Below are 25,653 nucleotides of genomic sequence, written 5' to 3' on the forward strand. Positions count from 1 at the left end.
CGCCAGCTGCGCTCCTTACGTGGCGGGTCGGCGACTTGAACAGCTCAACTGGATGGACAACTAACCTTCATTCTAGTATGGTCAGTCCATTAAATTGGTAATGCATAAGGAGGCATTTATGGTGGAACTGGTGAGCTTGAAGGATCGGACGGTCGTGGTGACGGGTGCCGGCCAGGGGATCGGTGAAGGCATCACGCGTCTGGTCATCGAGCTGGGCGGCAATGTGGTCGCTGTCGATCGGAACGAAGAGACGTTGAAGAAGCTCGGGTCAGAGTTGCCGGCCGGCCGCCTCATGCCGGCTGTCGCGGACGTGTCCGATCCGGAGGCCGCCCAACGGGTGGTGGCACAAGCGGTGGAAAGGTTTGAACGCGTCGACGGACTGTGCAACAACGCCGGCATCACGCGGCCGGCGATGATGGACAAGATGACGGTGAAAGACTGGCGCGATGTGCTGGACGTTCATCTGTCTGCTTCGTTCTTTTGGTCCCAGGCGCTGGGTCAGCATCTGATCGCGCGTGCCAAGGCTGGTGACACCAAAGGCGGATCGATCGTTAACATCTCGTCGGACGCAGGTCGCAAGGGTGCCATTGGCCAAGTCAACTATGCCGCCGCCAAGGCCGGCATCCTGGGTGTGACGATGACGACCGCGCGCGAGTGGGGCAAGTACAACATTCGTGCGAACTCCATCTGTTTCGGCGTCGTGGAAACACCGATGACCGAAGTGATCCGCGGTGACAAGTTCCGCGACAAGATCCTCAGCCAGATCCCGCTGGGTCGCTGGTCCACACCGGACGAGGTCGTCAAAGCGGTTTGCTTCCTGCTCTCGGACGCCGCGAGTTACGTGACCGGCCAGCATCTCGGCGTCAACGGCGGGTACCACATCAGCCTCTGACGCCATGCAGGCGAGGAGCGGAGCCCAAGAGGTCGGCTGGTGCTCCTGCGCCGCGAGGTGGCGACGCACGGGCGTTGCATAGCGAAGTGCCTGCACAGACTGTGAGCAGGCCTCTCACGCCAGAATGTCTATCCATCCTGGCATGTTCGAGTCTCAAGTGCCGCATTGCGGCGAAGCGGAGCATGAATGCTCAACTACCAGAAGATCAAGTCGTGGGCGCCGCAGGACGTTCGCCACCACTACACCCGCAAAGACACCATCCTCTACAACCTCGGGCTCGGCTTTGGCATGAACCCAGTGGATCCGGCCGAGCTGCGTTACGTTTATGAGGAAGAGCTCAGCGCTCTTCCGACGATGTGCAGCGTGCTGGCGACCCCTGGCTTCTGGATGAAGGACCACCCCGAGTTCGGGATCGACTACCTGCGGCTGGTGCATGGTGAGCAGAAGGTCGTCATGCACCGCGCCCTCGCGCCTGAGGGCACGGTTTACGGACGGACCCGTGTGACCCGCATCGTTGACAAAGGTGCGACCAAGGGGGCTCTTGTCACCGTGGAGCGCCAAATCCTGGAGTCGGGAACCCTGGAGACGATTGCGTCGATCGATCAGGTCTACTTCTGCCGCGGCGATGGCGGATTCTCCGAAGGCGGGGCTTCAGACTTGCCCGAGGCAGTCGACAACTTCGTGCCTACGCGGGATCCGGATGGCCAACTGACGAGCCAGCTCGCAACGAACGCTGCGCTGCTCTATCGGCTATCCGGCGACTGGAATCCCTTGCATGCCGACCCGGCCGTGGCGAAGAAGGCAGGGTTCGACAAGCCGATCTTGCACGGACTTGCGACCTACGGGGTAGCTTGCCGCATGCTCACGACGCACCTTCACCAGGTCGGCCTTGGCGAGATCACGTCGTTTGCTGCGCGGCTGTCCGCGCCGGTGTTTCCCGGCGACGTGCTGCAGCTGCGCTTCTGGCTCGACGAGACGGATCTTCGCTTCGACGCCGAAGTTGCCGAGCGCGGTGTGAGGGTGCTGTCAAACGGAACAGCCACCCTGGCAGCCAAGTGACCGTTTGCGATCGAGAGCACGACAACAGGACGATGCAATCATGGACATAACACTATCGGATCAGCAGGCGACCTTCCAGAAAGAAGTGCGAGCGTTCATCGACGCACGGCTTCCCACGGACACGCGCGATCGCCTGCGCAGAGGGTTCGCTGCGACCAAGCAGGACACCGTCACATTCCAGCGCATCCTGAATGAGCGTGGCTGGGCGGCGCCGCATTGGCCCAAGCGCTATGGCGGTGCGGAGTTGGGCCAGGTCGAGCGTCTCATCTTGCTGGATGAGATCTTTCGGGCCTCTGCGCCGTTGCCCCAGGTGTTCAACATCACCATGCTTGGGCCCGTACTGTTGCAGTTCGGCACAGAGGACCAGAAGAGCTTCTTCCTGCCCAAGCTGCTGAACATGGATCTGTGGTTCTGCCAGGGGTTCTCGGAGCCTGAGGCGGGGTCAGATCTGGCTTCGTTGAGGACGCGAGCCGAGCGCGAAGGTGACTTTTATGTGGTGAACGGGCAGAAGATCTGGACCACCTCCGCGCATCACGCCGACTGGATCTTCTGCCTCGTGCGGACGAGCACGGAAGCGAAGAAGCAGGATGGCATTAGCTTCTTGCTCGTCGACCTGCGACAACCTGGAATCACCGTTCGCCCGATTCCATCGATCGACGGCATGCACCACCTCAACGAGGTCTTCTTCGACAACGTCCGGGTGCCCGTGTGCAACCTGGTCGGCGAAGAGGGGCGTGGCTGGAGCTACGCCAGGTTTTTGCTGTCCAACGAGCGTACGGGCATCGCCAACGTTGGACTGTGCCGCGAGCGCTGGAACTACGCCGTCGAGATCTCCAACGCACATCAACGCGACGGCCATGCCCTGGCTCAGCTTCCGGGTGTCCGAAAGGAGCTTGCGGTTCTCGACGCTGAGATTCGCAGTCTCGAGATGACGAACTGGCGACTGCTGCTGTCGCCCGACACATGTGCCGTGCCTCAGGCGTTCGCGTCGGTCCTGAAGCTCAAAGGCAGCGAGGTCCAGCAAAGAGTGCTGGCTCTTCTCGCGAAGCTGGCAGGCGCAGATGGCCTGCGGGCTGCCAGCGATCTGCCAAACGGCTCCTCGGATTGGGCGTCCCCGTTGGTCTCGCGGTACTTCTTCAGCCGCGCCTCGAGCATCTACGGCGGAGCCAGCGAGGTCCAAAAGGACATTCTTTCAAAGACATTCTTGAGCTAGCCATGGACTTCTCCTACAGCGATGAGCAGGCGATGCTGCGCGACAGCGTCGCACGGTATCTGCGCGACAACTTCAGCTTCGAGCAGCGCAAGGCGTTGCTCGCAGATCCCGGCCGAGCCGTGACCCGGGTTTGGCGCGAGCTTGCCGACCTCGGTTTGACAGGCGTGCTGGTGCCGGAGGACCACGGTGGGTTCGGCGGCTCGATGGGCGACCTCCACGGTGTCTTGCGAGAGGCGGGCGCGTCGTTGCTCATCGCACCCTTGGTCAGCAGCATGGTTATGTCTACCGTTGCGCTCGTCGCATCGGGTGTCTCTAGCCTTCAGAAGGACTACCTGCCGCTCATGGCCTCGGGTGATCTCATGGTTTGCTGGGCAGGCGAGCGCGTTGGCGGCGTGCCTGCGACAAGAGCAACGCTCGATGGAAAACAATGGCGGGTCAGCGGCGGCGTTCGCAACGTGGCATGCGGCGCTATGGCTGGTGGCTACATCGTTGCTGCGCAGTTTTTCTCGCCCGGCGCGGGACCTGCTGAAGGTCTCTTCTTGGTGGACCGCAAGAACCAGGCAGCCGACGCCGTCAAGGCCGCCCAGTATCGCCTGGTGGACGCCAGCCCTGCGGCGACGGTCAGCCTTCTTGACGCCATCGCTCTGCCGCTGTTCGACGGCGATACGTCGCACGAACATGCACAGGTGATGGCGCGGGTTAGAAGCGCGGGGATAGCTGCCGCCTGCGCGGACGGGCTTGGAACGCTCGAAGCCGCGATCCGACTCACTGCTGAGTACGTTAGAAGCCGGCGTCAGTTCGGTAAGCCGCTTGCAGACAACCAGGCCGTGCGCCACAAGATCGCGGAGATGCTGGTCGGCCTGGAGTCGATTAAGAGCATGTCGCTGCTGGCTGCCATCGCCTATGACGACCCGGGCTCTGCGATGGCAGGCGACATTGCCCGGGCGAAGCTGATTCTGAGCATCCATGGGCGCAAGGCGCTCGAAGACGCCATCCAACTGCACGGTGGAATCGGGATGACCGAAGAGTACTCAGTTGGCCACTACCTGCAACGCTTCGTGGTCTTTGACAGCACCCTTGGTGATGCGGATGAGCAGGCCGAGTACCTGGCAAAGCAAGAGGGAGATGCTCGATGAACCGCTGGCTTAAGTCGACCGAATGTATCGAGTTCTCCGTGGCGGCGCATGTTGCGACGATCACACTGAACCGGCCGTCCAAGCGCAACGCGCTGAGTGTTGCTCTGCTGGTGGAGCTACGCGATGCGCTCTATGAAGCCGACGATCGCGAGGACGTGCGGGTCATTCTGCTGCAGGGGGCAGGAATCGACTTCTGTGCTGGTTTCGACCTGGATTCAGCGTATGGGCCCACCACTGCCAAAGAGCAGAGCGTTGACGCTCCAAGGTACCGAAGCGGTTCGGGGGCCGATGATGAGTGCCTGCGGCTGGAACGCAAACAGGCGTTCATGGTTGCCATCAGAGACATCCACAAGCCGGTGGTCGCGAAGATCCACGGCAACTGCTTGGCCGGTGGTACGGACTTGGCACTGATGTGCGATGTGCTGGTTGTCAGCGACGATGCGCGCATCGGCTACCCAGCGACCCGCGCGAACGGAACGCCGCCGAGCAACATGTGGCTCTACCACGTTGGCCCCCAATGGGCCAAGCGCTTGATGTTCACGGGTGATTGCCTGAGCGGCAAGGATGCGGCGCGGATCGGCCTCGTGTCTGACGCGGTGCCCCGCGACCAACTCGACGCCGAGGTCGACCAACTGGTCAGCCGCATGGCCCTTGTTCACAGCGACCTGTTGTCCGCACACAAGCGGGTCGTCAACATGGGCTTGGACTTGTGCGGGGCTGCTCAGCTGCAGCGCTTTGCTGCGGAAACAGATGCGAGGGTGCACAGCGCATCGCAGGCGATGAATCAGTTCTCGAGCGATGTCGCTGAGCATGGGGTGCGAGATGCCATCCGTCGGCGTGATCAGCCTTTCGGGGACGGCCTGGTTCGACTCAAGGCTCTGTCGTCGTCCTGACGCAGCCGCTGGCAGGTCTGCCCATTCTCTGGGATCCGGCCCAGGTGGGGCGGATCCCCTATCACATCGGACCGTTTTTGGGGCATCAGCTTGCCCGCGGGATCGTTAGATTTTCTGCAGCGGCGCGAAGCGCCTCCTCTGGCCGAGCAAGGCGCCGCACGAAGGCGGCGCCAGAACTCATTTGCCCAAGCGATGATTACTGGAAGCTGATGTCCAGGCCCTTCACGAGTTCAGGCCATGCTTTCAGCTCCTTGTCCAGGTGGGCCGAGAACTCCTCGGGTGACGTGGCGCGGCATTCGAAGCCCACACGGGTGCACACCGACTGAACTTCGGGTGTTGCCACAGCGAGCTGCAGTGCCTCCGCCAGCTTGTTGACGGTCTCCTTCGGCGTTGAGTTGGCGACGAAGGTGCCCATCCAACCCAGCAACGTCATGTTCGGAACACCTTGCTCTTCAAAGGTCGGGATGTTGGGAACGCTGCGCAGTCGTTGCGCACCGGTGACTGCAAGCAGGACAAGCTTCTTTCCGTTCGCCTCGTACTTTTCCAGGGAACCTACGGCACCAAATGCGCTTGACAACCGGCCGCCGAAGACGTCCGGAACGGACTGCGCCTCGCCCTTGTACGGCACATGGATCAGCTTGGTCCCAGTCTCACGCGCAAGGACTTCGCCGAGGATGTGGCTCGACGAACCACTGCCGGGTGACGCAAACGAAAGCGCACCTGGCTTGGACTTTGCCAGTGCAATGAATTCCTTCAGGTTCTTGGGGCCGAGGTCGGGCGAGACCACAAGGGCCACAGGGATCACTGCGGCGAGGCCGACGGGCGTCAGCTTGGGAAGGTAGTTCGGGATGTCCGTGCGAAGCGAGGCGTTCTGGACGATGCTGCTCGGGATGAAGAGCATCGTGATCTCCTCCGGGCGGGGTGTTGCGACCGCTGCCGCAGCCACGGTTCCATTTCCGCCAGGCTTGTTGTCGACGATGACAGTGGTTCCCAAGATCTTGGCCATCCCAGTACCGATGGTTCGGACAACCACGTCGGTTGCTCCTCCTGCTGCGATGGATACAACCAGGCGTACTGGCTTATCGACTGCGTATGCGGAGGGGAGGGCAAAGAGGCATGCGCTGGTGATGGCGATGCAGGCGCGGCGACGTGGTCTCATGTGATCTCCTTCGTAAAAATGGCAAGACCATTAAAATGTAGATACCATGCTGTTACTCGTCAACCGGCCGAGACCCGAACTTGAGAAGCGGTGTGCATCGGCGCACGCTGGCGGTTCCTACGTCCGCGCAATCGATCAAGGAGTTCTATGAGCTTGAAACACGGCCGTGGCGTTTATAGCCACGATCAACTGGTACGGATGTTCGATCCGAAGAGCGTGGCCATCGTGGGCGCATCTCCGAACGCAGCGTCCTTCGGAGCACGGACCTTGGCCAGTCTGTCCAAGTTCTCTGGCGCAATTCACCTCGTCAATGGCAAGTACGAAGAGATCAACGGGCGTACTTGCTTCAAGAGCATCTCCGCGATCGGCAAGGTGCCGGACTGCGTGGTTGCCGCAGTGCCCCGCGATGCCGTCGAGGCCCTGGTGCGGGAGGGCGTCCAGATCGGTGTGGGCGGGCTGATCATCTTCGCGTCGGGGTTCGGAGAGTCCGGCGATCCGGAGTGGGAGGTGACGCAGCGACGGATCGTCGCGCTAGCCGAAGGATCGCAGACCCGCCTTCTTGGTCCGAACTGCCTCGGGGTGGTCAACGGCGTCTCTGGGTTCCACGCGGTGTTCGCAAACGCCCCGGCGAAGCCCATCCATCCCGGTGGACGGCGAATCGGGCTGATCAGCCAGTCCGGCGCCCTGGGTATGGGACTGGCACAGGCCAGCGAACGCGGCGTTTCCTTCAGCCACGTCTTCACACTGGGCAACGCCTCCGACATCGATGTAGCGGACCAAATCTCCTACTTGAGCGGTGACTCAAACTGCGACGTCATCGCCTGCGTCTTCGAAGGAACCGACTCGCCTCAGCGGCTACTAGAGGCCGGGCGGCTTGCACGCGAAGCGCGCAAACCCGTTGTCATCTTCAAGTTGGCAACGGGGGAGAGCGGTGCCGAGGCGGCCAAGTCGCACACAGGGGCCCTGGCAGGTTCTGCGGCAGCCTACGAAGCGTTTTTTGAGAAGGCAGGCTTCGTTGCCGTCACGGAGTTCGAGGAGCTCTTGGAGACCGCGGCGTTTTTTGCAAAGGCACCTCGACCCGTCGCTACGGGTGTGGCTGTGCTGACGCCATCGGGCGGCGCGGGGATTCTCGCGGCCGACCAGGCCGAGTTGCATGGTGTGCCGATGCCGCAGCCCGGCCCCGAGTTGCAGCAACTGCTCGCAATGCACATTCCGCTCTTCGGCGCTGCGCGCAACCCATGCGACGTGACCGCGCAGATCCTCAACAACCCCGTTTCTTTCCCCGCATGCGCGGAAGGCTTCCTCTCTCAGCCGGACATTGGCGCGATCGCAGTGCCCAACGGCTATGCACACGAAGCCGGATCGCTGCGTATCAAGGCCATCGGCCCAATGGCTCGAGCGGCGGGAAAGATCGTCTGCGCGTACTGGCTCACGGGCTGGCTGGAGGGGCCAGGCTCCTTCGACCTGGAGACAGATCCCGATGTTGCGTTGTTTCGTTCGACGGCGAGATGCTTCCGCACTCTCGCCGCCTGGACGCACTGGTGGGAACGGATCGATGCGCAAGATCGGCAACACGTCCGACTGAACTCTTCCAGTGCCGTGCGCGAGGTCGCCGGCCTGCTGGAATCGTCGGCCTCCGTAAGCACGCTGCCAGAGAGCCAATCGAAGGCTGTTCTCGCTGCCTATGGGGTGCCGGTGGTTTCGGATCACCTTGCACAAGAGCTCGATGGTGCTGTAGCGGCCGCCTTGGAGATGGGCTTCCCGGTTGTGCTCAAGGTGGAGTCGCCTGACCTGCCCCATAAGACCGAGGCGGGCGTCGTGCGTTTGAACCTGTGCAGTCGCGCGGACTTGGAGCGCGCGTACGCCGAGGTGATGCAGAACGCGAACAAGGTTGTGCCGGCGCCGCGCATCAACGGCGTGCTTGTGCAACCTATGGTGGCGTCGGGCGTAGAGATCATGGTCGGCGGTCGCGTCGACCCACTCTTTGGGCCGCTAATCGTCGTCGGGATGGGCGGCATCCTTGTCGAGCTACTCCAGGATAGTGTGGTGCAGCAAGCGCCTGTCGATGCCGTTCAAGCGTTGCACATGCTTAAACGTCTCAGCGGTTATCGGCTGCTCCAGGGCTTCCGTGGCGCAGCAGCAGTCGACGAAGCCCAACTGTGCGCAATCATTCAACGCGTGTCGGAACTGATCTCTGACCACCGCGCAACCTTGTCTGAGGTCGATGTCAACCCGCTGATCTGCACTGCGGAGCGCATCCTGGCGGTCGATGCTCTGGTCGTAAAGTGCTGACCCCACAGCCGAGTTCGCTGCCACATCAAATCGCGGGTTCCGCGGCGTGGCATGGCCTGCACGCAGGTGATCCAGGTATCGGCACTGGCGGGTAGATCCTGGGTGTCCGTGTCGATGATGTGCGGAGCGGCGGCGCGCAGGCGCCATTCTCGACCACCGCGTCGTGGTACCGGCGCCCGAAACGCTCGGCGAGCCACGCTACCAGCGACCTTGTTGACCTGGACGTTGGGCGTGCTGCAATCCATCATGCGTCTTCGAAAATGCTCGAGCGGTAGGCAGGGCGCGGCTGCGCTGATACCCGACGCGGATGGAACCGCTGGGTATGGAGCCTGCCGGGCTTTATTTCTGGCTGGAAGGCGTTCATGCGGCGAGCGCGGCTGCGCCCGAGGGTTTCCAAAGGTTGATGATCTTCGTGGGGGCAGGGCGTGCCTGGCGCTCCCTGTAAGCCGACGAGGGAAGGTTCTGAAAATGGAAAGCGGGGCGATCGTCCAGGATGGCGTAGCTGGCGGCGAGGTTGGACGGATCCGGAGCAAGCCACTGAGCGACGTTATCCCGCTTGATCGCGACGGGGCACCAGTCTTGGCCGGCCGCGCGTATTTCCGGCGGCGCCTGGTCGATGATCATGGCAAAGGAGTGCAGATCTTCTTGCCCCGGGCGTTGCCAATGCGACCAAAGGCACGGTACATAGAGCGTTTGCTCGGGGACAGGAAAAAACTCCAGTTCAAGCGCGGAGAGGCCTTCGCCAGCAACCAGCGTGCGCTGCCGCAGACGATGTAGCGACACCGATTCGAAGAACGACTCGACAGCAATGACACCGTGCGTGTGACCAAACTCGCGCTGCCACAGTCCCTCGAGTTTGTCGCGCCGCGCGTGATGCGGGCTTTCTAACAAGGCTGCCATGCGGCGCTCGATGTGCGCCGGGCGGCACTTGTAGCGCATCGGCTTGACCTCCAACTTTCCCTCTTGCAACGTCAACAGCGGCACGAAGTGCCCCGGGAACATGCGCCCGAGCTGCGATTGGTCTGCGCCTTCCACCAGAACTTCTCGGCGCCGCCGCGCCGCGCAGATCTTCTGCTTGGCTATTCGAATGCTGTGACTTGCAGCCTTGGAAGGCTTGCTGCCCAGGCGTTGCTGCGCGTCGGCCAGGCGTGCCGACTGCGACACGATCTCTGCCTCGGCTGCCCGCAACTGCGCAAGTCGATGGCTCATCACCATGTCTCGGATCGGTTCGAGTGCTGGCCCGCGCGTTTCAAGAAGTGCCTGGTCCAGCTCGAACGGGACGACTGTGCCGTCTCCAGCAGCGCGTCGCCGAAGTACCTGCAGGAACGCCCCGTGGTGAACATCGCCGCCGAAATGCGACGCATAGAGGGTGGGGTCGGTCCAGACCGTGGCTGAGTACATGTGGGGAAACTACTGCGCGGCTGAGACCGCAATCCGGGACTGGCTCCCAAGGCCCCAAAGAATACCGCTCTCCGGTGCGCGTAGCCTCTTGGAGGCCTGCGAAGCGAAAGGTGCCAGCGATGCGGTGGGAGGTGCTTGAAGCACGATGTCAGGCCGGTTCCAAGTGCTCCACCCATGGCTTGTCCCGAGCCTCAATCCAATGTGCGTTTTCCCATGCACGGAGGCGCCCGCATTCTGGGAAACTGTGCCAGTATGGCCGGCAGAGTTGCCGAGGGCCTTTCGGGCGTTTGCGCCGCGCCCGGCACACGGAGGGGGTAGGTCGGCTTTGCACGTGTCGCCGACCAGTTCGAATGCCACGCCGGTTGACGCGGGCCGCTCGCCTTGGCAGTTTGCCCGGAACGAACCAGGGGCCTGCTCCCTGATGAGCTCGGCGGCCGAATGGCCGCTGCTGCCGCAAAGTTGCCATCACGTTCGAATCGCATCCCTTTTGGCCCTGCGCTTGCGCAGCCAGATGACCACCCCGGTGCAGGACAGGACCGCCACGGCCACGCCAAACAGGCCTATGGCGGCCTTCATGGGCCGGCCACCGACCGCTGCCATGTGCAGCTGGGTCAGCCAGGTCGTCACGGTGTCGCCCGCTGCGGCGGCGGTGGGGAGCCAGATGCCGACCAGGCCGCCCGTGTCGGCGTCCAGGAAGATGCGAGTGCTGCCACCCTTGTCCTTGACGTCCAGGCTGCTTCGCACGTCGTAGCGGTACAGCCCGCGCCGGAAGTCATACGACAGCGAACTCTCTTGCCTCACGACAAAGCCCCGTCGCGTTGCTTCCTCTCCCATGAGCGCGCGGGCCCGGACGTGCGCCTGCTCCCATCCCAACCCGGGTTGCCCGAGGGGGGGGCGCGCGGGCAGCGCCTCGGTGCTCGGCTGGCGCGCGGCCAGGCGCTGGATCACGGGGTCGTAGACCTGGGGTAGATTGAGCGCCACGCTGCTAAGGGCCATGGCCAGCAGCGCCACCCACAGCCACAGGCCGCCCGCGCGATGGACATCGAACACCATGCGAAAGCGCGAGCGCATGCTCAGCTTCCAGGCTGGAGACCAGCGTGCCCAGAAGGATCGCCCTGCTGCCGCGGCATGGCGCCGACGAGCCGGCAGCGTGAGGTACAAGCCCACCATGCAGTCCAGCGTCCACAGCACGGCGGCGATGCCAAGCACCGCCGTTCCCACCGGCCCAAGCGCAAGCGAGTAGTGCAGGCGGTACACGAAGGGCATGAGGTTGTGAACGCCCTGGGTGAGATCGCCCCACCGCCGCGTCCCGAGGATCCGGCCGGTGTACGGATCTATGAAGACTTGGTCGTCGGCCAGAGGCGGGCTGCCCGGCTTGCGCCGCAGCAGGAACGAGGCGGCTTTCCCCTGCTCCTGAGCCAGCGGCACCCGTGCCACCAGTGCGTGCGGGAAGCGCTGCTGCACCGCAGCGCGCAGCGCCAGCGGCGACCACATGGCAGCGTCGAGTGCGGGCGGCACGGCCCGCAACAGGCCTGGATTGAGCGCCTCGTCCAGCTCCGCATTCCAGGCCAGCATGGCGCCGGTCAGTCCTGTCAGAACCAGGAAGCCCGCCAGCAGCAAGCCGACGTAGCGGTGCATGCGCAGCAAGCCGCTGCGCAAGCTCACCACCGGTAGCTCAGGGTGCCGAGGGCTTGCCGTTCATCACCGTAGCGGCAGATCGCGAACTCGCAGTGGGTGACCTTCTTGTTGGCCAGGTTGGCCACGTTCAGGCTGAAATCCCAGTGCGGGTCGATGCGGTAGCGGATCAGGGCGTCGAGCAGGGCGTAGGCTGGCAGCGCCGTGGCGATGCCGGACGCCCGGGTCGTGCCCTTGTAGCGCGCGCCCAGTCCGACCGTTAGCCCCGGCAGGCCCCAGGGCGCGAAGCCGTAGTCCAGCCACAGCGCGGTCTGGTGGTAGGGCGTGTCCTCGCTGCGCTGGCCGATCTCGGCGGCCACCGTGCTGCGCGTGATGCGGGCATCGATGTAGGCGTAGGAGCCGATCAGGTTCAGGCCGCGCGCCAGCTCGGCCTTGGCTTCGAGCTCCAACCCGCGCGAGCGCACCTCGCCGGCCTGCCGGTACACGTCGCGGCCCGCGTCGTACTTCAGCACATCGGTCTGGGTGAGTTCGAACACGGCCGCGCTGAGCAGCATGTTGCGGCCCTGCGGCTGGTAGCGCACGCCGGCCTCGAACTGCTTGCCACCGGTCGGTTTGAACTGCTGGCCGTTGGCATCGGCGGCCGACACGGGGTAGAAGGACTCGCTGTAGCTCAGGTACGGCGCCCAGCCGTTGGCGAACTTGTAGACCAGGCCCGCGCGCCAGGTCGTGGCCTCGTTGTCCTGCGTCAGCCTGGCCTGGTTGCGGTGCAGCGTTTGGTCCTGCTCGGCCCAGTCATGGCGCAGGCCGACCAGCACGGTCCAGTGCTCGCCCAGGTTGACCTGGTCCTGCAGGTACAGGCCGGCCTGCTGCGTGTCGATGCGCGAGCCGCGGTCCAGGGCCGGATCGCGCACCACGTTCACGGGCTGGCCGTAGGCATAGGTGGCCAGGTTGAGCGACGGCGCGCTGGCGCGGAAGTTGGTCGAGTCCCACTCGGTCTTGTACGCGTCCAGGCCCAGCAGCACGCGGTGCTCGACCGCGCCGTGCTGGACCGTCCATTCCAGCCGCGTGTCGGTCGCCAGGCCTTCGGGGCGTTCGCGGCGGTCGCTGTACTGGCGCTGCAGCACGCCCGTGGTGGCGGCCGCTCGGATCGCCGCCGCGGAGGTCTGCGCCTGCAGGTAATTCCAGTTCACATCGGACTTGAAGTAGCGCGCGCGGTGGCTCAGCTTGAGGTTGTTGCTGAAGGCGTGCTCCAGCTCGTAGCCCAGCGCGTACATCTCGCCGCGCATCTCGTCGTAGCCGGGCTCGCCGATGAAGGCGCCGCGGCCGATGCGGAAGGGGCCCGTACCGAATCCCTCCACGAGCTGGTAGGGCAGCGGCGCGGCGAAGCGCGTGCTGGTCTTCTGGTAGAAGGACAGCAAGGTCAGGGACGTTGCCTCACTGGGGCGCCAGGTCAGGGACGGCGCGATGTAGACCTTGTTGTCGAGGATGTAGCTCTGCGCGCTGTCGCTGTCGCGGCCCAGGAAGGTCAGGCGGTAGTCCACCGTCTCGCTGAGCGGCCCGCTGAAGTCCGCCGTGAGCTGCTTGCGACTGTTGCTGCCGAGCTGTATGCCGATCTCGCGCAAGGGCGTGGCGGTCGGGCGCTTGCTGACCGCGTTGACAAGCCCGCCCGGCGAGAGCTGGCCGTAGAGCACGGAGGCCGCGCCGCGCACCACCTCCACGCGCTCCAGGCCATAGGGTTCCTGCACACCGTCGTAGGAGTTGCTCTGCAGCCGCAGGCCATCGCGCAGCGAACCGCCCGTGGCGGCCTCGACATCCATGCCGCGGATGCGGAAGCGGTCGGCCGTGCGGTTGAAGCTGGTCGGCTCGCTCGTCACGCCGGGCGTGTAGCCGAGGGCCTGGGACAGCGTCTCGACCTGGCGGCTGCGCAGTTCGTCCTGGGTCACGACCGACACGGACTGGGGGATCTCCACGAGCAGGGAGTCGGTCTTGCTGCCGGCGGTGCTGCGCTTGGCCACGTAGCCTGCCACGGGGCCGGTGGCGCTTTCCGTGTCCGCCTGGGCCGTCACCGTCACCGCGGGCAACGCCACGCTCGAGCCGACCGGTGGCCGCGCCTGCACGGAGATGGCCGATGGCCCGCTGCCGATCGCCATGAGCCCGGTGCCGGCGAGCACCTGGTCGAGCGCTTCCTGCAGCGTGATGCCGGCGCTCACGGCGGGCGCCGCCTTGCCGGACAACAGGGCGGCATCCGCTCCGATCGCAATGCCGGCTTGGCGCGACAAGGCATTGAGCGACTGGGCCAGCGACTGGGAGGGAACGGCTGCCTGCAGCCGGGCGCCGGCCTGGGGCAGTTGCACCTGGGCGTGCGCGCCGAGCGCCATCGCGGTGGTCAGCACGGATGCGCTCAGCACATGAGCGCAATGGAAGAAGGGTCGGGTCATGGACGTTGTTCTGGGGTTGGTTTCCTGCGGAAGACCAGCCAGGCGGCTCAAACCTGACAACTCATTTGTAACTTAATGCATCCAAAGGGCGGCTACCTTGTGGCGCCGCTTCATCTGGCCTCGATGACGGTCGTGCCGTGATCGCCACGCCGCAGCCGGACCGGCAGCATGTCCGGCAGCCCACGCAGGAAGGCCTGCGGTTGCCGCAACGGGAAGCTGCCGCTCAGGCGCATCGTGCGCAGCCTTTCCTGCGGCCCGAGTTGCAGGCGCTGGGGCACGTAGTCGTTCCAACGGTCGACCACCTCTGGCAATGGGGTGTCGTCGAACACCAGCCAGCCACGGCGCCAGGCGCCGACATCGTCCGGCTGCACCGCGACGCGCCGGCCCAGGCCCCGGCTGTCCGTGCGCACGCTTTCACCGGCTTGCAGGACCAGGGCAGGAGGCGCATCGAGGGCCCGGTCCCTGTGCCAGACACCGACCCGTCCTTCAGCGACCGCGACCTGCATGCCCGTGGCACGCGCGCTCACGGTGAAAACAGTGCCCAGGACGCGCACCAGGCCCCAGTCGGTGTGGACGGTGAACGGCGAGGCCGCATCGGGCGCAACCTTGAGGCGAACCTCGCCCTGGATGAGGCGCACCTCGCGGCGGTCTCGGTAGTAGCGCACCGACAAGGCCGTGCGCGCGGCGAGGCCGAGCTCCGTGCCGTCGGACAGCACTTGTTCACGCAATTGGCCATGGCCCGTTGCCAGCGCCAGTTCGAGCGTGGGCCGCTGCCACCACCAGCGCGCGCCTCCAGCGGTGAGCAAGGCCACACCGGTCCCACCCAGCAGCTGCATCGCGCGTCGGCGGGCTTCAGGGTCGGTGCGGCCGGGGATCGGGATTTCCTCGCGCAGCGCGCTGCCATCGGTGGCGTCCCAGAGCCGCTGGGCCATGTCGATCGCATCGGCATGCCGCTGGTCGACCGCACGCCATTGCTGCAGGCGTGCGCGTGCGGCGTCGGCGCTGGCGGCGTCGCCCTTGTGCGCGCGGCCGACGAGCAACAGCGCCTGCTCCACCAGAGGTAACGGGAGGGAGGATGGATACCGAGACATGTTTGTTCAGCGCCTGGATGGTGCCAGCCCGGCGCAGTCGAGGATGCCACGCATCACATGCCGTTCGATGGCCTCGACCCTGAGCCCCATGTAGGCGGCGGCCTCCGCGTAGCTGCAGCCATGGATGCGTACGAGGATGAAGGCATCCCGCCGCTTCCTTGGCATGACAGACAGGCGCCGCACCAGTGCGTCCAGCTGCTGGCGCGCGATGACGGTGCGCTCGACGGACGGTGCGGCGTCTGCTGTGACCAGGCCCAGGGTGTCGAGCATGCGCTGCTCGGCCGCGCGCCGTGTGGCCTGCGTGGCCGCGACGTTGCGGCCGACGTGGTACAGCAGCGCGCGTGGATCGAGGATCGCATTGCCCTTGCGCTGCAGCGCGAAGATGCGCACGTACGCCTCCTGGACCACATCGGCCGCGGTGTCGCGGTCGCCGAAGGAACGGGTGAAATAGCGCAGCAGTTCGCGGTAATAGCGCTCGGGCAAAAGCACACCTCGGCCAGGAATGACACGCTCCCGAGGTGGCTGAGACGGTGCCCTAGGGGCACGAGACTGTGGCGTTGGGAGTAGTAAGGAATTGTAGGGCCTCGCCCGCAGACTCTCGCTCGCCCAAAATAGGAACTATTCTTATCTTGGCTCTGCCGCCCACCGGGTGAGGGGTCGGCCGTCGGCCCGCAAAGGGGGGCGCAAATGGCCGATGTGAGCAAGCAGTTCTACGGGCCGCGACACTCGACCAAGCATATTCTTGGGGCACGACTCGACGCTCATGGCTAACGGCCTCATGCAGATTGAGGAGATGTCGGCGTTTCGTCATCTTCCATGGCTATTCTTTTTACCGCTGGGTTTACGCCCCCTGTCCACTAGGAAGTGTGGGCTGTCGGAAATCAGGCCTTTCCCGCCCGCCTCGGAGCGACATCCGGGCACCGATTCTCTGCGGCAGCGCAGCTTCGCGGGGCAAAATTGGTGCGTCGCTAAGAGACGCCCGGCGGCTCATCGAAGAGGATCCGCGGTCGGTGGCAGCAATGAGGCCGGCCGATCTGGTCACTTCGCTTCAATAGGAGCAACCGTTTTTGCTGGACCGCTTGTATGCATTGAAGCTGACCGACTTCCAACTGGCCGTCGAGGTCATCGCGGACTGGCGATTGGCCCGCTACTCCGCGAGAAAGGGACGCCGGTTGGACTTGGCCCTGCAGACCCGCAACCTGGACGCGCCCACTGAGGCGGCGTCGCGCCGAGGCGCTCAGTTCCGTGCGGGTCTTGCCGGCTCGGCCCGCCAGCATGAGGGGATTTTCTCGATCAGCACGTAATCGTCCTCGCCAGAGACATGCGCTTCCTTGGCGATGGCTTCGACCAACTTCGCTACCCGCAGCAGCCGTACGCAAACGATTTCTTCGAAATCGCCGTGGCGCAAAGGCAGCACTCCGGGTCATCAGACCCAACTCTTACGGAGACTTTATGAATACGGTGTTGGCTTTGAGTGGACCTAGCAATTGCGGGAAGAGCACGACCTTGAAGCTTGTGATCGACATGCTCAAGGATGCGTATCCACAGGCGGAGATTGACGAGCGGTCTTACAAGGTCGATCGCACGCTCGTCATGGACATCGACGGGTGCAAGGTGGGTATCGAAACGCAGGGTGACCCTGGCAGCCGGCTGCCCACCAGCTTGAAGCGGTTCGTGGATGCTGACTGCGAGATTATCGTTTGCGCTTGCCGCTCGTACGGAGCCACGAGGACATTGGTGGAGGACTTGTCCAAGAACGGATATGTCATCCAATGGTTCGACAAACACCGCAGCATTGAGTTCGCCCACCAAGCTCGCGATAACGAAAGCGTCGCACGGAGGGTTCTGGCCGCGATCGGGGAGGCGTTGAAGGCACGAGAGGCGCCAGCCGCGTGAGCGGGTCGCTCGGCCAAGTGTTCGCCGTGGGCCTCAACCGCCACCATGACCAGCACCATGCTTGCGAGCACAGCGCCGTGTCTCGCCGGATCAGCGTGCGGGCAGCGTCCTCGTCCACTTCCACACGCTTGCTGGCGAGCGCGACCACCTTGTCGATCGCGGCGCCGTGCGCCTCGTACGCCGCGTCCAGCCGCGGGCATCCTCATCAGCCCAGAGGCCCGGTATCTGGTTTGTCTACTCATATGCGGTGCAGACGGAACCAGCGGCATCGTGACGCAAGAGAGTTGCACTGGCCCTTGGAGAAGGGCAAGGATGAGCGGGGAACGTGAGACAGGTATCCGATCGCACCTGTTTTCGTTCGAGGCCTGGGACTGAGAGGAGGGCATTCCCGCCGCCGATCGCGCGCCCATGGCGAGAACGCCGTTTGGCCATACGAAGCGTGGTCAGGCAGCGTCTTCAGGGCGGCGATACGCCAGTTCCCGGCTCGTCAGCTCATTCCGTTTCCAGATCACATGGCAAACTGGGCACTCCGATGGAGCATCGTTTGGGCCCTCAAGTCGCTGGTGCGTGAGCTGATCGATGCTGGCGTGGGTTGCATCTTGAGTGGTGTCCGCAAATGCAACGGTGCCGTTGCAGCCGGATGTGGGGCAGCTGAATGAAAGCATAGGACTTGGGAGAGGGTCAGATCGGCGGGAGTTCACCAGGAAAAGTGCTTCATGGCGAGTGGTGGCACACCACCGAGCAGGCACATCAGCTCCTGCTGAGAGCGAACTCCTAGCTTCGCGTACAAAGAGGCGATCTGTGTCCTCACCGTAGCGATGGTGACCTGGCGCTCATGAGCGATGCGCGAGGGCTTACGCTGTGCCGCCATATCGGCGAGCACTTGTCGCTCGGCGGACGTGAGCCCGGCGTTGATGCCAAGGAGCTCGATGCTCAGCTCTGAGGAGGATGATCGTCGACCAAGCAACACGATGACAATACGCTCGCCAGTGCTGGATCGCAGCGGGCTGACCACCGCATGCAGCCGGTCGTCGCCGGTGCGAAGTTCGACGATGTGTCTCGTCCCTTTCGCTGCGGCTGCTGTCAGAGCACTACCAAGTCCGCTGGTTCCCACGCCATCAAGCTTCGCGTTCACCATGCGCAGCAGTCTTCCCGAAGAGACCTCCTGCCGAGCGGCGAGGTTGGAGAACAGAACGTGGCCCTGGGAGGAGCAGATGATCACTCCGGCGTCGATAGCATCCAGAATTGCGTCGCGCAGTCTTCGGTCGAGGAAGCCAGCCTCACGGACTGAGACGGCTCCTGCCGTCACGGCGGTGGTTTCGGTTTCGACGAACATGGCGGTCCTTAGAAGTCGCGGTGTGCCACCACTTTCGCGTGGGTGGCCCGGCATGTTCCTAAACGTTGTTAATAGAAACCTTAAATTGCCTGAAGGGCGCGAACGGCCGGTTTCACTGGCCCACCGCCGAGAACGTGTTGGTAAGCATGTGCACCAGTTCGGCTTCCCCAACATCTGAGCCTTGGCGACCCCAGTGCTGACGGTCGTCATCCGGCATGCCGGCTTCGATCAGTTCGAGGGCTCGGACACGGGCCAACGCCGAAATAGGGTCCCGTTCCGTTTCCGAGCTCCGCAGGAACGATTCGCCGACCCCTAATAGGATCGCTGCGGTCGCCATGTCTCCTAAAGCGGCTGCCAGCCAGGCGAACACCTCGCTGCGCGAGCGCAGCAGGTTGGCTTGTTGCAAAGTCCGCACGGCACGCAACGCGGCGTGCGAGGCGTCGTCGATCCGGCCCGCTGCAATCAAGGCGACGGTAAGGCCACAGGTCGCATGCGCACGGGCCAGACCCTGACGGACCGTGTCATCCAAATGAAAAAGGAGGTCATGGAACGACGTTACCGCCGTTTCCGCTCTGCCCATCTGATGGGTCCAAGCCATGTCGGACATGATCAGAAGCCGATAGCGATCCACCGCACTCGCTTCGGCAAGGGTGAGCGCCATCTGGCAATGCCTCAGCGCGGCCTGATGCTTGCCTTGAGCGTCGGCAACAAGGGCCTCCACACGCATGCGCCGCATGCGGTCGGCGGAGGGCGTTGCCGAGTGCTCCAGCGCTCGAGCCTGGGCAAGGTGGTCCTCGGCGGCTGCCAGGTGGCCTGAGCGCAGCTCGGCTTCTGCCAGATGCCGCTGACAGGCATGCCGGTGACGTGACTCTCCCATGTCCCCTGTTCGGCTTTGGCGACAAAGGTCAAGCAATCCAATTCTTGTCAGTGTTGACAATAAGTCGCGAGGTCATTTCGAGACGACGCAGGGCCGACGCGCTGACGTCCGCTCCGCCGAGGGATCCGGCAGGATGGCTTGGGCGCTCAAGCGGGCCGTACCATGCCGGGACTTGCTGCCGTTTGCGGCGAGCCAGCATTTGACGACCAACGTGACGACAGAACTACTTCCCTTCTTCCGACGCAGATCCGAGATTGCCGGCGTGCGCGCCTGGCGGCACTGCTTGGCGCATCCGATCAAGGTTGGAGCACAAGTCACGTCGATCTTCGGCGTGCTCCTGTTGGCGATGGTCTTCTGGGAGATCGGTGAGATGCCTCAAGTGGACGTCGCCAGCATCGGGCCGCTTCTTGGAACCATCGCCCTCGGAGGGTTGGCGATGACGGTGGCCCTGTCGGTGTTCGCCATCGTAGGTGGCGCAGTTGCTCGCTTCGCGTTCACCGTGCCAGAGTCGATCGGCGACCGGTGGGTGCTGGTGACCTACCTTTTGCCAGCGTCCCTTGTGGCAGCGAGCCTTAGCATCTTCGCGTTGGCCTATCCCGCATGGCCGAAGTACCACGGTTCGATCCCAGGATGGCTGACGGCGACGGGGCCGGTGTTGGCAGCAGTTGTTGTGGCTCTTCGGTGGAAGGCCCTGGCCAGTTGGAAGCAGGCGGCCGGGGCTTGGGTTGCGCTTAGCTGGAATTCGTCCGCGCTGACCGTCGTCGCAAGCCTCTTGCTCGTGAACGTGATGCCGGCAACAACGTACGAACGAAGCTCCATCCGGCTCGCGGGTGTCGCATTTGCGCTTTGGGCGATCTACTTTGCCATGTTCGTGGCTTTCGCGAGGCGCATCCAAAAACCGCGTCAGTTCGGAAACTTGATGGTTTGGGCCTTCGTTGCCGCCACGTTGGTCATGACGGCCAGCAATGGCTGGATGGCAGTGGCCCATTTGATGCTCAAGCGGATCGGATGGGGAAACTTGCCCGCAAAGATGTTCGTCACCGACCGCGGATGCGAGATCTTGAACAGAGGGCTTGGCAACGAGGTTTGTCGGCGCCAGCCGGGTTCGCTGGCCCACCTCGTCTGCCCGGTATGGGTCCGTTCGCGCATCGGAACGCCGGTGTTCGTGTCGGTGTCCGCGTTGTCGGCGTCGGGGTCATGGCCTGATCACGAGAACCTTCGGCACGTGTCTCTGCCCAAAGAAGACGTGATCGTGGTTCAGCGCATCGCAGCGAAGCCGCCGCAGTCGGAGGGGGAGCCGCAGCATGACGGGCTTTTGAAGTACTTGGATCAGCAAGCTAGCGCGAGCGGGCAATGGCTCCGCGTTCAATGCGGCGTGTGAACGCTGGCCCGGGTGCGCGCTCAGTCAACGTGAGCGCGCGTAACCTCGACCGGGGCGCTTCACTGGTCACCAACGACTGCGCCCCTTGTTTTTCTTAGAAACGGCGACGACCCTGAACAGCGAAAGCTCCTGTTGCAGCCGCATGCAATTCTCGATGTCTCCGTCAAAGCTAACGAGGGTGGTTTTGCCGGGTTGAAATCCGTAGGGCGAGTCGTAGGGACTTTGTATTCCTTGATGTTTTGGGCCCTGCCTAGCCGTCGTTCAGGGTGGTTCTCAAGAAATGGGCAGGGAACCAGAAGGCGTCGGATCAACAGGGCGAGCGGCCCAAACTGGCATGACCTATCTGCGCTTTGCGAGACGTGATGAGCTGTCCTCCCGCGCAGCCAGATCCGCCCTGGCGAGCCTTGGCCCCGCCGCTGGTCTCTTTGATGGGCATCCTCAATATGAACGATGCCGGCGCACCTGCTCGCCGATACCTTCGGAGCGCGCAATGTGCACACGACCTACAAACCGTTCGGAGGCTCCATGCGAGACGAATCGACCTTGCTCAGGACAGCGCTGCTGTTGCTCCTGCCAGTCGTAGGGGGATGTGCGTCCTGGCGAGCCTCGTTCAATGAGGCTGTGACGGCCGAGGCAAGCGAACAGTACGAATCCGTGGACCGTCACAGCTCTTACCCTGCTTTGCGGCGTAAGAATTTCGAGCAAGTGAACCTGCTTGAGCTGATCGATCCGAAACACGAACTTGTGGCTAGCGGAATGAAGACTTGGGACGTAGATGACACGGAAACGAACTACGGTCGCAAGTACGATCTGGCTTTTGCCTGGTTTCGAACCAACGGTCATCCGCCTGAGGCCAAGCGCCTGCAGCGCAACAGCGTTCAGGATCGGATCCTGGCCGTCTCCACCTCTCGGTGCAACGTCTACAAGACGTTTCTCCGTCGCCAGCAAAGCGATGTCAACTTCGGTCTCGGGTCCTTGACGACGTTTGCAGGGGTGCTTGGTGCAATCCTTCCGGGCGCTACCGCCGCTCGCAGTCTGGCTGGTACCGCAGGCTTGTTCAGCGGTGTGCAAGCCGAGTACAACCAAGCCTACTTCAGCAACCTTGCCGCGCACGTTGTGGTCCAGGCAATCGAGCTGCGGCAGAACCGGCTCCGCAAGGAACTCGTCGAAGCAAGGCAAGGCAAGGGGATCGATGACTACTCGCTGGAGGCAGCGATCAGCGACGCCATAGCCATCGACGGCAACTGCTCCGCCCTTGCCGGGCTGATCGAGGCGCAGGACTCGATCAAGGAAGTTGAGACGCCGGGCTTGAGAATGGCCGCGCGTGCCATCACAGGCGCTCGTGCCTTGCAGGAACTTGGGGGGAGCAGCGTCAGCGACCTGCAAAAGAACGGAACTTACGAAGCGCTAATGTCGGTTGCGAGTGGGAGCGTACCGTCTTTGCTTGTGACGTCGGTGCAGACCGGGGGCGTGTCAGGTTCCTTGGGGGTGACCGTCACTGGCGCCGCCAACGTCGTGGACGCCGTGGCGGCTCAGGCCGACTTGCAGGGTGGCTTCCTCGCGAAGGCGTTCGACTTGCGAAACAAAGCTTCCGATGAAGACAAGCGTAGCAAGCTGATGCCCGCCGAAGTGGGCGATGCCCTTCGGAGCAAGCTGGTTGAAAAGCTTGATCTGTCGAACGCCAAGGAACCTTTCAAGACGTGCGCAGCGAAGCTGAAAGCAGCTGCATCCGATCTGGGCGCGAAAAACGCGAACCTCATGGTTTCGCAGGGCGACAAGGTGGAGTCGGCAAAAGCGTTGCAGGAGGTCGAGGTTGCGCAGTCCAACGTGCGTCTGGCCATGACACGGTTGGACTTGGTAAGGGACGAGGCCAGATCTCGGGTGTTGGCTTTGGGAACCGCTGCGCAGAAATCGCTTTCGCATGCCGACCTTGCGGTGCTCGACAAGAGCGCACTGACGGCACTCATCGCCAACTTGCCATTCGATCAGAACAAGGTCAGCAGCAGCTGCGTCTGATCGCCAAAGTTCGGTATGCGCAACTTGAGAGCTTTGCATGCGAACCGCGATTCCGGGCGCGAAGCGCCCAGACCGATGGAATCGTGCGCCGCTGAGTGCGCGTTTCGACCCATGCACGGTTGGCCGACAGGCCACGCGTCGGATGAGGCGCTGGGGTTGCTGTGGCGTTGGTCGCACTGCCAAGCGAGGGCGCTGCCACTCGATTGCTCGACGTGCGCCGATGGCGCAAGGCGTAGCCGTGCGCCCTGGAGGGCCCTACCAAGAGGCATTCGCATGACCGGGTCCATCCCATAAACGTTTCACTTCGGTTGGAGACCGCATGCCATCTCTCAGATTGAACCAAAGCGGACCGCTCGCTGCCTTCTTCAATCGTTTTCTTGTCGAGCGCGGCTTTCCGGCTGGCGGCGGCGACGTCTTCGACGCCGTGTCGCACGAGGGTACGAAGCAGCTTCAACGCTGGATCAGGGATCAAACAAAGTCCAAGGCCGTGCAGGTCGACGGGCTCCCTGGAAACCAGACGTTCGGCTACGCATGCGCAATCAGCGACTCCGATGATTTTTATCCGGCGGGCATCGCTGCGGCATTGGGCATCGCGTACCCCGAGCGTCTGCTTGGATTGCCACAGCCCCCCACGGTCGACACCCAGAAGACGACGTTCGGCGCGATCGTCTTCGATCGTGCACCGACGGTTTCGAATCCGGAACGGATTGTCATCACCAACACGTTTGCCACCAACATCGTCGCCGTGACGATCCCTCAGCTTGTCGGAAAGGTGGGGGCTCCGGCGTCTGGCCAAGTGAAGGCGCACAAACTGATCGTGCCGCAACTGCTCGCGCTCTGGAAGGCGTGGGAGCAGGCGGGAGTGCTTGGGCTGATCACCGACTTCGGTGGTCTTTGGGTACCCCGACTTGTGCGCGGGAGCACCACGACCCTCAGCAACCACGCGTGGGGCACGGCCTTCGACGTAAACGTCAGCGCGAACTGGCTAAATCATCTCCCCGCCTTTCCAGGAGAGAACGGGAGCTTGTTCAAGCATGTGCCCATCGCACAAGACTACGGCTTCGGGTGGGGCGGCCACTACAAGCGCCGGCTTGACGGCATGCATTTTGAAGTCGTAAAGGTACTGCCAGCTGTGGAGTTGGTGAACGTGAACGAAAAATACGGCGTCGGTTGATGACCTGATGCTTCATCTGGAACCGCGGATTAGGAGCGGCCAATCTATAGCGCTCACTTCGCTGCCGCATGGCGCAAGCACACATCCATTTGGAGATGAATCGCTGTGGCCTGCTGGGGTAGTGAACAGATTGGGGAGAAGTGCATGAAAGCGAACTGCACTTGGTGAAGTGCGTGGCGATCGCGTCTTGAATAGAGAAAATGGTAAGTCTCGCCTTGCCGCTTTTCACCTGAAAACACGGGGGGGGATTTCTCATGAATCGGTTACGTTGGCAGAGAATGCGCACGGCACTCCTTGTGGCACTTGCCGTGCCGGCCGTTTGGGGTTGCGCAGCCAACCGGAGCCAACCCGCACCGGTGCCAACGGAAGCAGCGATAGCCTGGAATGGGGAGCAGGCCTTGGCCCGCTTCTACTGGCCTTACGCCGCGATGGCCGCAAACGTCTATCAGTCGCAAGGATTGACGCACGCAGAGATCGCTCCTGTCGTTTCATCTCCCATTTTGCAAGGCCTAGCAGAACGAGCAGCTGAAGACGGTCGAGGGGACACGCTCATCGGCCATGCCGAGTCCTTCTACCGTCAGCGTGTCGCGCAGCTGTGCATGCATGAGCTTGCTCAGGCCGGATCGTCTTCGCCGAAGGACGCAGCAAAGGACGGGGCGGCGTCAGCCAACTGCGAGCAGAGCTGGCGGCTGTGCGTACTTGCTTCTACCGAAGCCGCCTGGACCGGAGACACCGACAACAAGCACCCCGCTTGCCTCGTGACCCGCGAGATGTGCCTGGGCGGTCATCGGGGTGCCTGCTCCAGCGCCGACGCTGCGGGCATCATGAAGAATGAGGAGTTTCCCAAGTTTGATATGCCCATCCGTACCACGTTTGAGGCGAATTTCCTCGGCGGGGACCAGCGGCAGAAAGACGACGAGAAGCCGCTGTTTGTTTTCAAAAGGCCCGTCGATGACGATGACTGCAAATACAAGTCAGGGCAGGGCGAACCTAAGGTACCTGTCCAGCTGATTGGAGACGGATGGCAAGCGGTGCCAGAACTGCACAAGCAGACGCATCCAAGTGCCTGGCGGCTGTTTGTCCCGGAGTTGGCCATCGACGTCTGGCGCCGGCAGTCGAGCGCACGAGGCGATGGACAAGGAAAGGATTCATTCGAGTACGCGATTGTCTTCAGAGGAACTGCTGGCGGCGGGGGATTGCTCTCGAATTTGCGCGGACTCTTGTTCGTAATGCAGCCGTTGTTCTGGGACCACTACCGTCAAGTTCGACGCGCAGTCGGATCCATCTTCGAGCAGATCGACCGGCTGCATAAGGTGGCAGACGTCTTGCACCTTCGATCGCCTGAAGAGTCGACCGAGCTTCAGTTCACGGCGGTTGGGCATTCGTTGGGAGGAGGACTTGCTACCTATCTGTACCTGAGAGATCCACGCGTAACACGAGCCGTCGTATTTAATGCCTCACCAGTGGATGGCTCTGGAACTGTTTCGCTCAAGGACCGGCAGAGCGATTTCAATGCTGCAGCGCGGATTACCAGTACAGGCTCGTTCGCGCCCGCCGCCGCGGTCTACAGCCTTTTTGAACGAGGCGAGATTCTGACAGGCGCTTTCCCCTGCCAGACCGGGCGCATGTGGGGCGCCGAAGGTGGGCCTCAGGTGCAGTGCGATCGCGTCGACCTGAGCAATGGCAGCGTGGTGGACCAGCACAACATGGCGCAGCTGGCGTGCAAGCTGTTTTTGCGTAGAGGCAGCTCATCGTAAGGGGCTT

General features: G+C 63.2%; 20 protein-coding genes. 12 read left to right on the forward strand and 8 right to left on the reverse strand.

Going from position 1 to position 25,653, the window contains the following annotated elements; translation table 11 throughout:
• Positions 1-100 precede the first annotated feature (100 nt).
• From ASF45_RS08260 to ASF45_RS08280, 5 genes are all read left to right on the forward strand, one after another.
• Positions 101-892, forward strand: a complete 792-nt coding sequence (locus ASF45_RS08260) for an SDR family NAD(P)-dependent oxidoreductase (RefSeq protein ID WP_056659819.1) — start codon at positions 101-103, stop codon at positions 890-892.
• 186 nt (positions 893-1,078) lie between these two features.
• Positions 1,079-1,951, forward strand: a complete 873-nt coding sequence (locus ASF45_RS08265; RefSeq protein ID WP_056659821.1) for a MaoC/PaaZ C-terminal domain-containing protein — start codon at positions 1,079-1,081, stop codon at positions 1,949-1,951.
• Between the two features lie 40 nt (positions 1,952-1,991).
• Positions 1,992-3,164, forward strand: coding sequence for an acyl-CoA dehydrogenase family protein (locus tag ASF45_RS08270; protein WP_056659824.1), 1,173 nt, complete (start codon positions 1,992-1,994; stop codon positions 3,162-3,164).
• Positions 3,165-3,166: 2 nt separating this feature from the next.
• Complete coding sequence (locus ASF45_RS08275; protein WP_056659827.1) at positions 3,167-4,300, forward strand: acyl-CoA dehydrogenase family protein; 1,134 nt, start codon at positions 3,167-3,169, stop codon at positions 4,298-4,300.
• Positions 4,297-5,193: a crotonase/enoyl-CoA hydratase family protein gene (locus tag ASF45_RS08280; RefSeq protein ID WP_056659830.1), complete on the forward strand. Its 897-nt coding sequence runs from the start codon at positions 4,297-4,299 to the stop codon at positions 5,191-5,193. The genes ASF45_RS08275 and ASF45_RS08280 overlap by 4 nt, the downstream gene beginning before the upstream one ends.
• Before the next feature lie 196 nt (positions 5,194-5,389).
• Here ASF45_RS08280 and ASF45_RS08285 read toward each other — a convergent pair whose 3' ends face one another.
• Positions 5,390-6,352 carry a tripartite tricarboxylate transporter substrate binding protein gene (locus tag ASF45_RS08285; RefSeq protein ID WP_082550895.1) on the reverse strand — a complete coding sequence of 321 codons (963 nt, stop codon included), beginning with the start codon at positions 6,350-6,352 and terminating at the stop codon, positions 5,390-5,392.
• A gap of 147 nt (positions 6,353-6,499) precedes the next feature.
• On the opposite strand from ASF45_RS08285, the gene ASF45_RS08290 reads away from it, so the two are divergent.
• Positions 6,500-8,644: an acetate--CoA ligase family protein gene (locus tag ASF45_RS08290; RefSeq protein WP_056659835.1), complete on the forward strand. Its 2,145-nt coding sequence runs from the start codon at positions 6,500-6,502 to the stop codon at positions 8,642-8,644.
• 360 nt (positions 8,645-9,004) lie between these two features.
• Here the strand turns inward: ASF45_RS08290 and ASF45_RS08295 are convergent, their stop codons facing one another.
• From ASF45_RS08295 to ASF45_RS08315, 5 genes are all read right to left on the reverse strand, one after another.
• On the reverse strand, positions 9,005-10,045 hold the full coding sequence (locus ASF45_RS08295; RefSeq protein WP_082550896.1) for an SOS response-associated peptidase family protein: 1,041 nt from the start codon (positions 10,043-10,045) through the stop codon (positions 9,005-9,007).
• Between the two features lie 465 nt (positions 10,046-10,510).
• Positions 10,511-11,710: a PepSY domain-containing protein gene (locus ASF45_RS08300; protein WP_156472898.1), complete on the reverse strand. Its 1,200-nt coding sequence runs from the start codon at positions 11,708-11,710 to the stop codon at positions 10,511-10,513.
• On the reverse strand, positions 11,707-14,118 hold the full coding sequence (locus ASF45_RS08305; RefSeq protein WP_056659840.1) for a TonB-dependent siderophore receptor: 2,412 nt from the start codon (positions 14,116-14,118) through the stop codon (positions 11,707-11,709). Before ASF45_RS08305 ends, ASF45_RS08300 begins: the two co-directional genes overlap by 4 nt.
• A gap of 110 nt (positions 14,119-14,228) precedes the next feature.
• Positions 14,229-15,173: a FecR family protein gene (locus ASF45_RS08310; protein WP_056659843.1), complete on the reverse strand. Its 945-nt coding sequence runs from the start codon at positions 15,171-15,173 to the stop codon at positions 14,229-14,231.
• Between the two features lie 42 nt (positions 15,174-15,215).
• The gene (locus tag ASF45_RS08315) at positions 15,216-15,692 is read right to left on the reverse strand and encodes an RNA polymerase sigma factor (RefSeq protein ID WP_056659846.1); all 477 of its coding nucleotides are present in this window, start codon (positions 15,690-15,692) and stop codon (positions 15,216-15,218) included.
• A gap of 584 nt (positions 15,693-16,276) precedes the next feature.
• Between ASF45_RS08315 and ASF45_RS08320 the strand changes: the two genes are divergently transcribed.
• Both ASF45_RS08320 and ASF45_RS08325 read left to right on the forward strand, forming a co-directional pair.
• Positions 16,277-16,513, forward strand: coding sequence for a hypothetical protein (locus ASF45_RS08320; RefSeq protein WP_056659850.1), 237 nt, complete (start codon positions 16,277-16,279; stop codon positions 16,511-16,513).
• 202 nt (positions 16,514-16,715) lie between these two features.
• Complete coding sequence (locus tag ASF45_RS08325; protein ID WP_056659854.1) at positions 16,716-17,105, forward strand: hypothetical protein; 390 nt, start codon at positions 16,716-16,718, stop codon at positions 17,103-17,105.
• Positions 17,106-17,802: 697 nt separating this feature from the next.
• Here the strand turns inward: ASF45_RS08325 and ASF45_RS08330 are convergent.
• Entirely contained in the window at positions 17,803-18,441 is a 639-nt protein-coding gene (locus ASF45_RS08330; protein ID WP_056659858.1) for a LuxR C-terminal-related transcriptional regulator, read from the reverse strand.
• A 112-nt stretch (positions 18,442-18,553) separates the two neighbouring features.
• Entirely contained in the window at positions 18,554-19,177 is a 624-nt protein-coding gene (locus tag ASF45_RS08335) for a hypothetical protein (protein ID WP_056659861.1), read from the reverse strand.
• Positions 19,178-19,451: 274 nt separating this feature from the next.
• Between ASF45_RS08335 and ASF45_RS08340 the strand changes: the two genes are divergently transcribed.
• The 4 genes from ASF45_RS08340 (at position 19,452) to ASF45_RS08355 (ending at position 25,646) form a co-directional block, all read left to right on the forward strand.
• Entirely contained in the window at positions 19,452-20,699 is a 1,248-nt protein-coding gene (locus tag ASF45_RS08340) for a hypothetical protein (RefSeq protein WP_162243975.1), read from the forward strand.
• Positions 20,700-21,149: 450 nt separating this feature from the next.
• The gene (locus ASF45_RS08345) at positions 21,150-22,715 is read left to right on the forward strand and encodes a hypothetical protein (protein WP_056659868.1); all 1,566 of its coding nucleotides are present in this window, start codon (positions 21,150-21,152) and stop codon (positions 22,713-22,715) included.
• A gap of 319 nt (positions 22,716-23,034) precedes the next feature.
• Positions 23,035-23,889 carry a M15 family metallopeptidase gene (locus ASF45_RS08350; protein WP_056659871.1) on the forward strand — a complete coding sequence of 285 codons (855 nt, stop codon included), beginning with the start codon at positions 23,035-23,037 and terminating at the stop codon, positions 23,887-23,889.
• A gap of 398 nt (positions 23,890-24,287) precedes the next feature.
• The gene (locus ASF45_RS08355; RefSeq protein WP_156472901.1) at positions 24,288-25,646 is read left to right on the forward strand and encodes a hypothetical protein; all 1,359 of its coding nucleotides are present in this window, start codon (positions 24,288-24,290) and stop codon (positions 25,644-25,646) included.
• The last annotated feature ends 7 nt before the right edge of the window (positions 25,647-25,653 follow it).

It is taken from the genome of Pseudorhodoferax sp. Leaf265, assembly GCF_001422365.1.
Lineage (GTDB): Bacteria > Pseudomonadota > Gammaproteobacteria > Burkholderiales > Burkholderiaceae_C > Pseudorhodoferax.

Excerpts from the sequence above, each read along its gene's own strand:
- ASF45_RS08280 (WP_056659830.1), top strand. The coding sequence starts at position 4,297 with ATGAACCGCTGGCTTAAGTCGACCGAATGTATCGAGTTCTCCGTGGCG.
- ASF45_RS08305 (WP_056659840.1), bottom strand. The coding sequence starts at position 14,118 with ATGACCCGACCCTTCTTCCATTGCGCTCATGTGCTGAGCGCATCCGTG.
- ASF45_RS08335 (WP_056659861.1), bottom strand. The coding sequence starts at position 19,177 with ATGCGGCGCATGCGTGTGGAGGCCCTTGTTGCCGACGCTCAAGGCAAG.
- ASF45_RS08295 (WP_082550896.1), bottom strand. The coding sequence starts at position 10,045 with ATGTACTCAGCCACGGTCTGGACCGACCCCACCCTCTATGCGTCGCAT.
- ASF45_RS08340 (WP_162243975.1), top strand. The coding sequence starts at position 19,452 with ATGGCTTGGGCGCTCAAGCGGGCCGTACCATGCCGGGACTTGCTGCCG.
- ASF45_RS08270 (WP_056659824.1), top strand. The coding sequence starts at position 1,992 with ATGGACATAACACTATCGGATCAGCAGGCGACCTTCCAGAAAGAAGTG.
- ASF45_RS08260 (WP_056659819.1), top strand. The coding sequence starts at position 101 with ATGCATAAGGAGGCATTTATGGTGGAACTGGTGAGCTTGAAGGATCGG.
- ASF45_RS08275 (WP_056659827.1), top strand. The coding sequence starts at position 3,167 with ATGGACTTCTCCTACAGCGATGAGCAGGCGATGCTGCGCGACAGCGTC.
- ASF45_RS08285 (WP_082550895.1), bottom strand. The coding sequence starts at position 6,352 with ATGAGACCACGTCGCCGCGCCTGCATCGCCATCACCAGCGCATGCCTC.
- ASF45_RS08330 (WP_056659858.1), bottom strand. The coding sequence starts at position 18,441 with ATGTTCGTCGAAACCGAAACCACCGCCGTGACGGCAGGAGCCGTCTCA.
- ASF45_RS08345 (WP_056659868.1), top strand. The coding sequence starts at position 21,150 with ATGCCGGCGCACCTGCTCGCCGATACCTTCGGAGCGCGCAATGTGCAC.
- ASF45_RS08265 (WP_056659821.1), top strand. The coding sequence starts at position 1,079 with ATGCTCAACTACCAGAAGATCAAGTCGTGGGCGCCGCAGGACGTTCGC.
- ASF45_RS08290 (WP_056659835.1), top strand. The coding sequence starts at position 6,500 with ATGAGCTTGAAACACGGCCGTGGCGTTTATAGCCACGATCAACTGGTA.
- ASF45_RS08350 (WP_056659871.1), top strand. The coding sequence starts at position 23,035 with ATGCCATCTCTCAGATTGAACCAAAGCGGACCGCTCGCTGCCTTCTTC.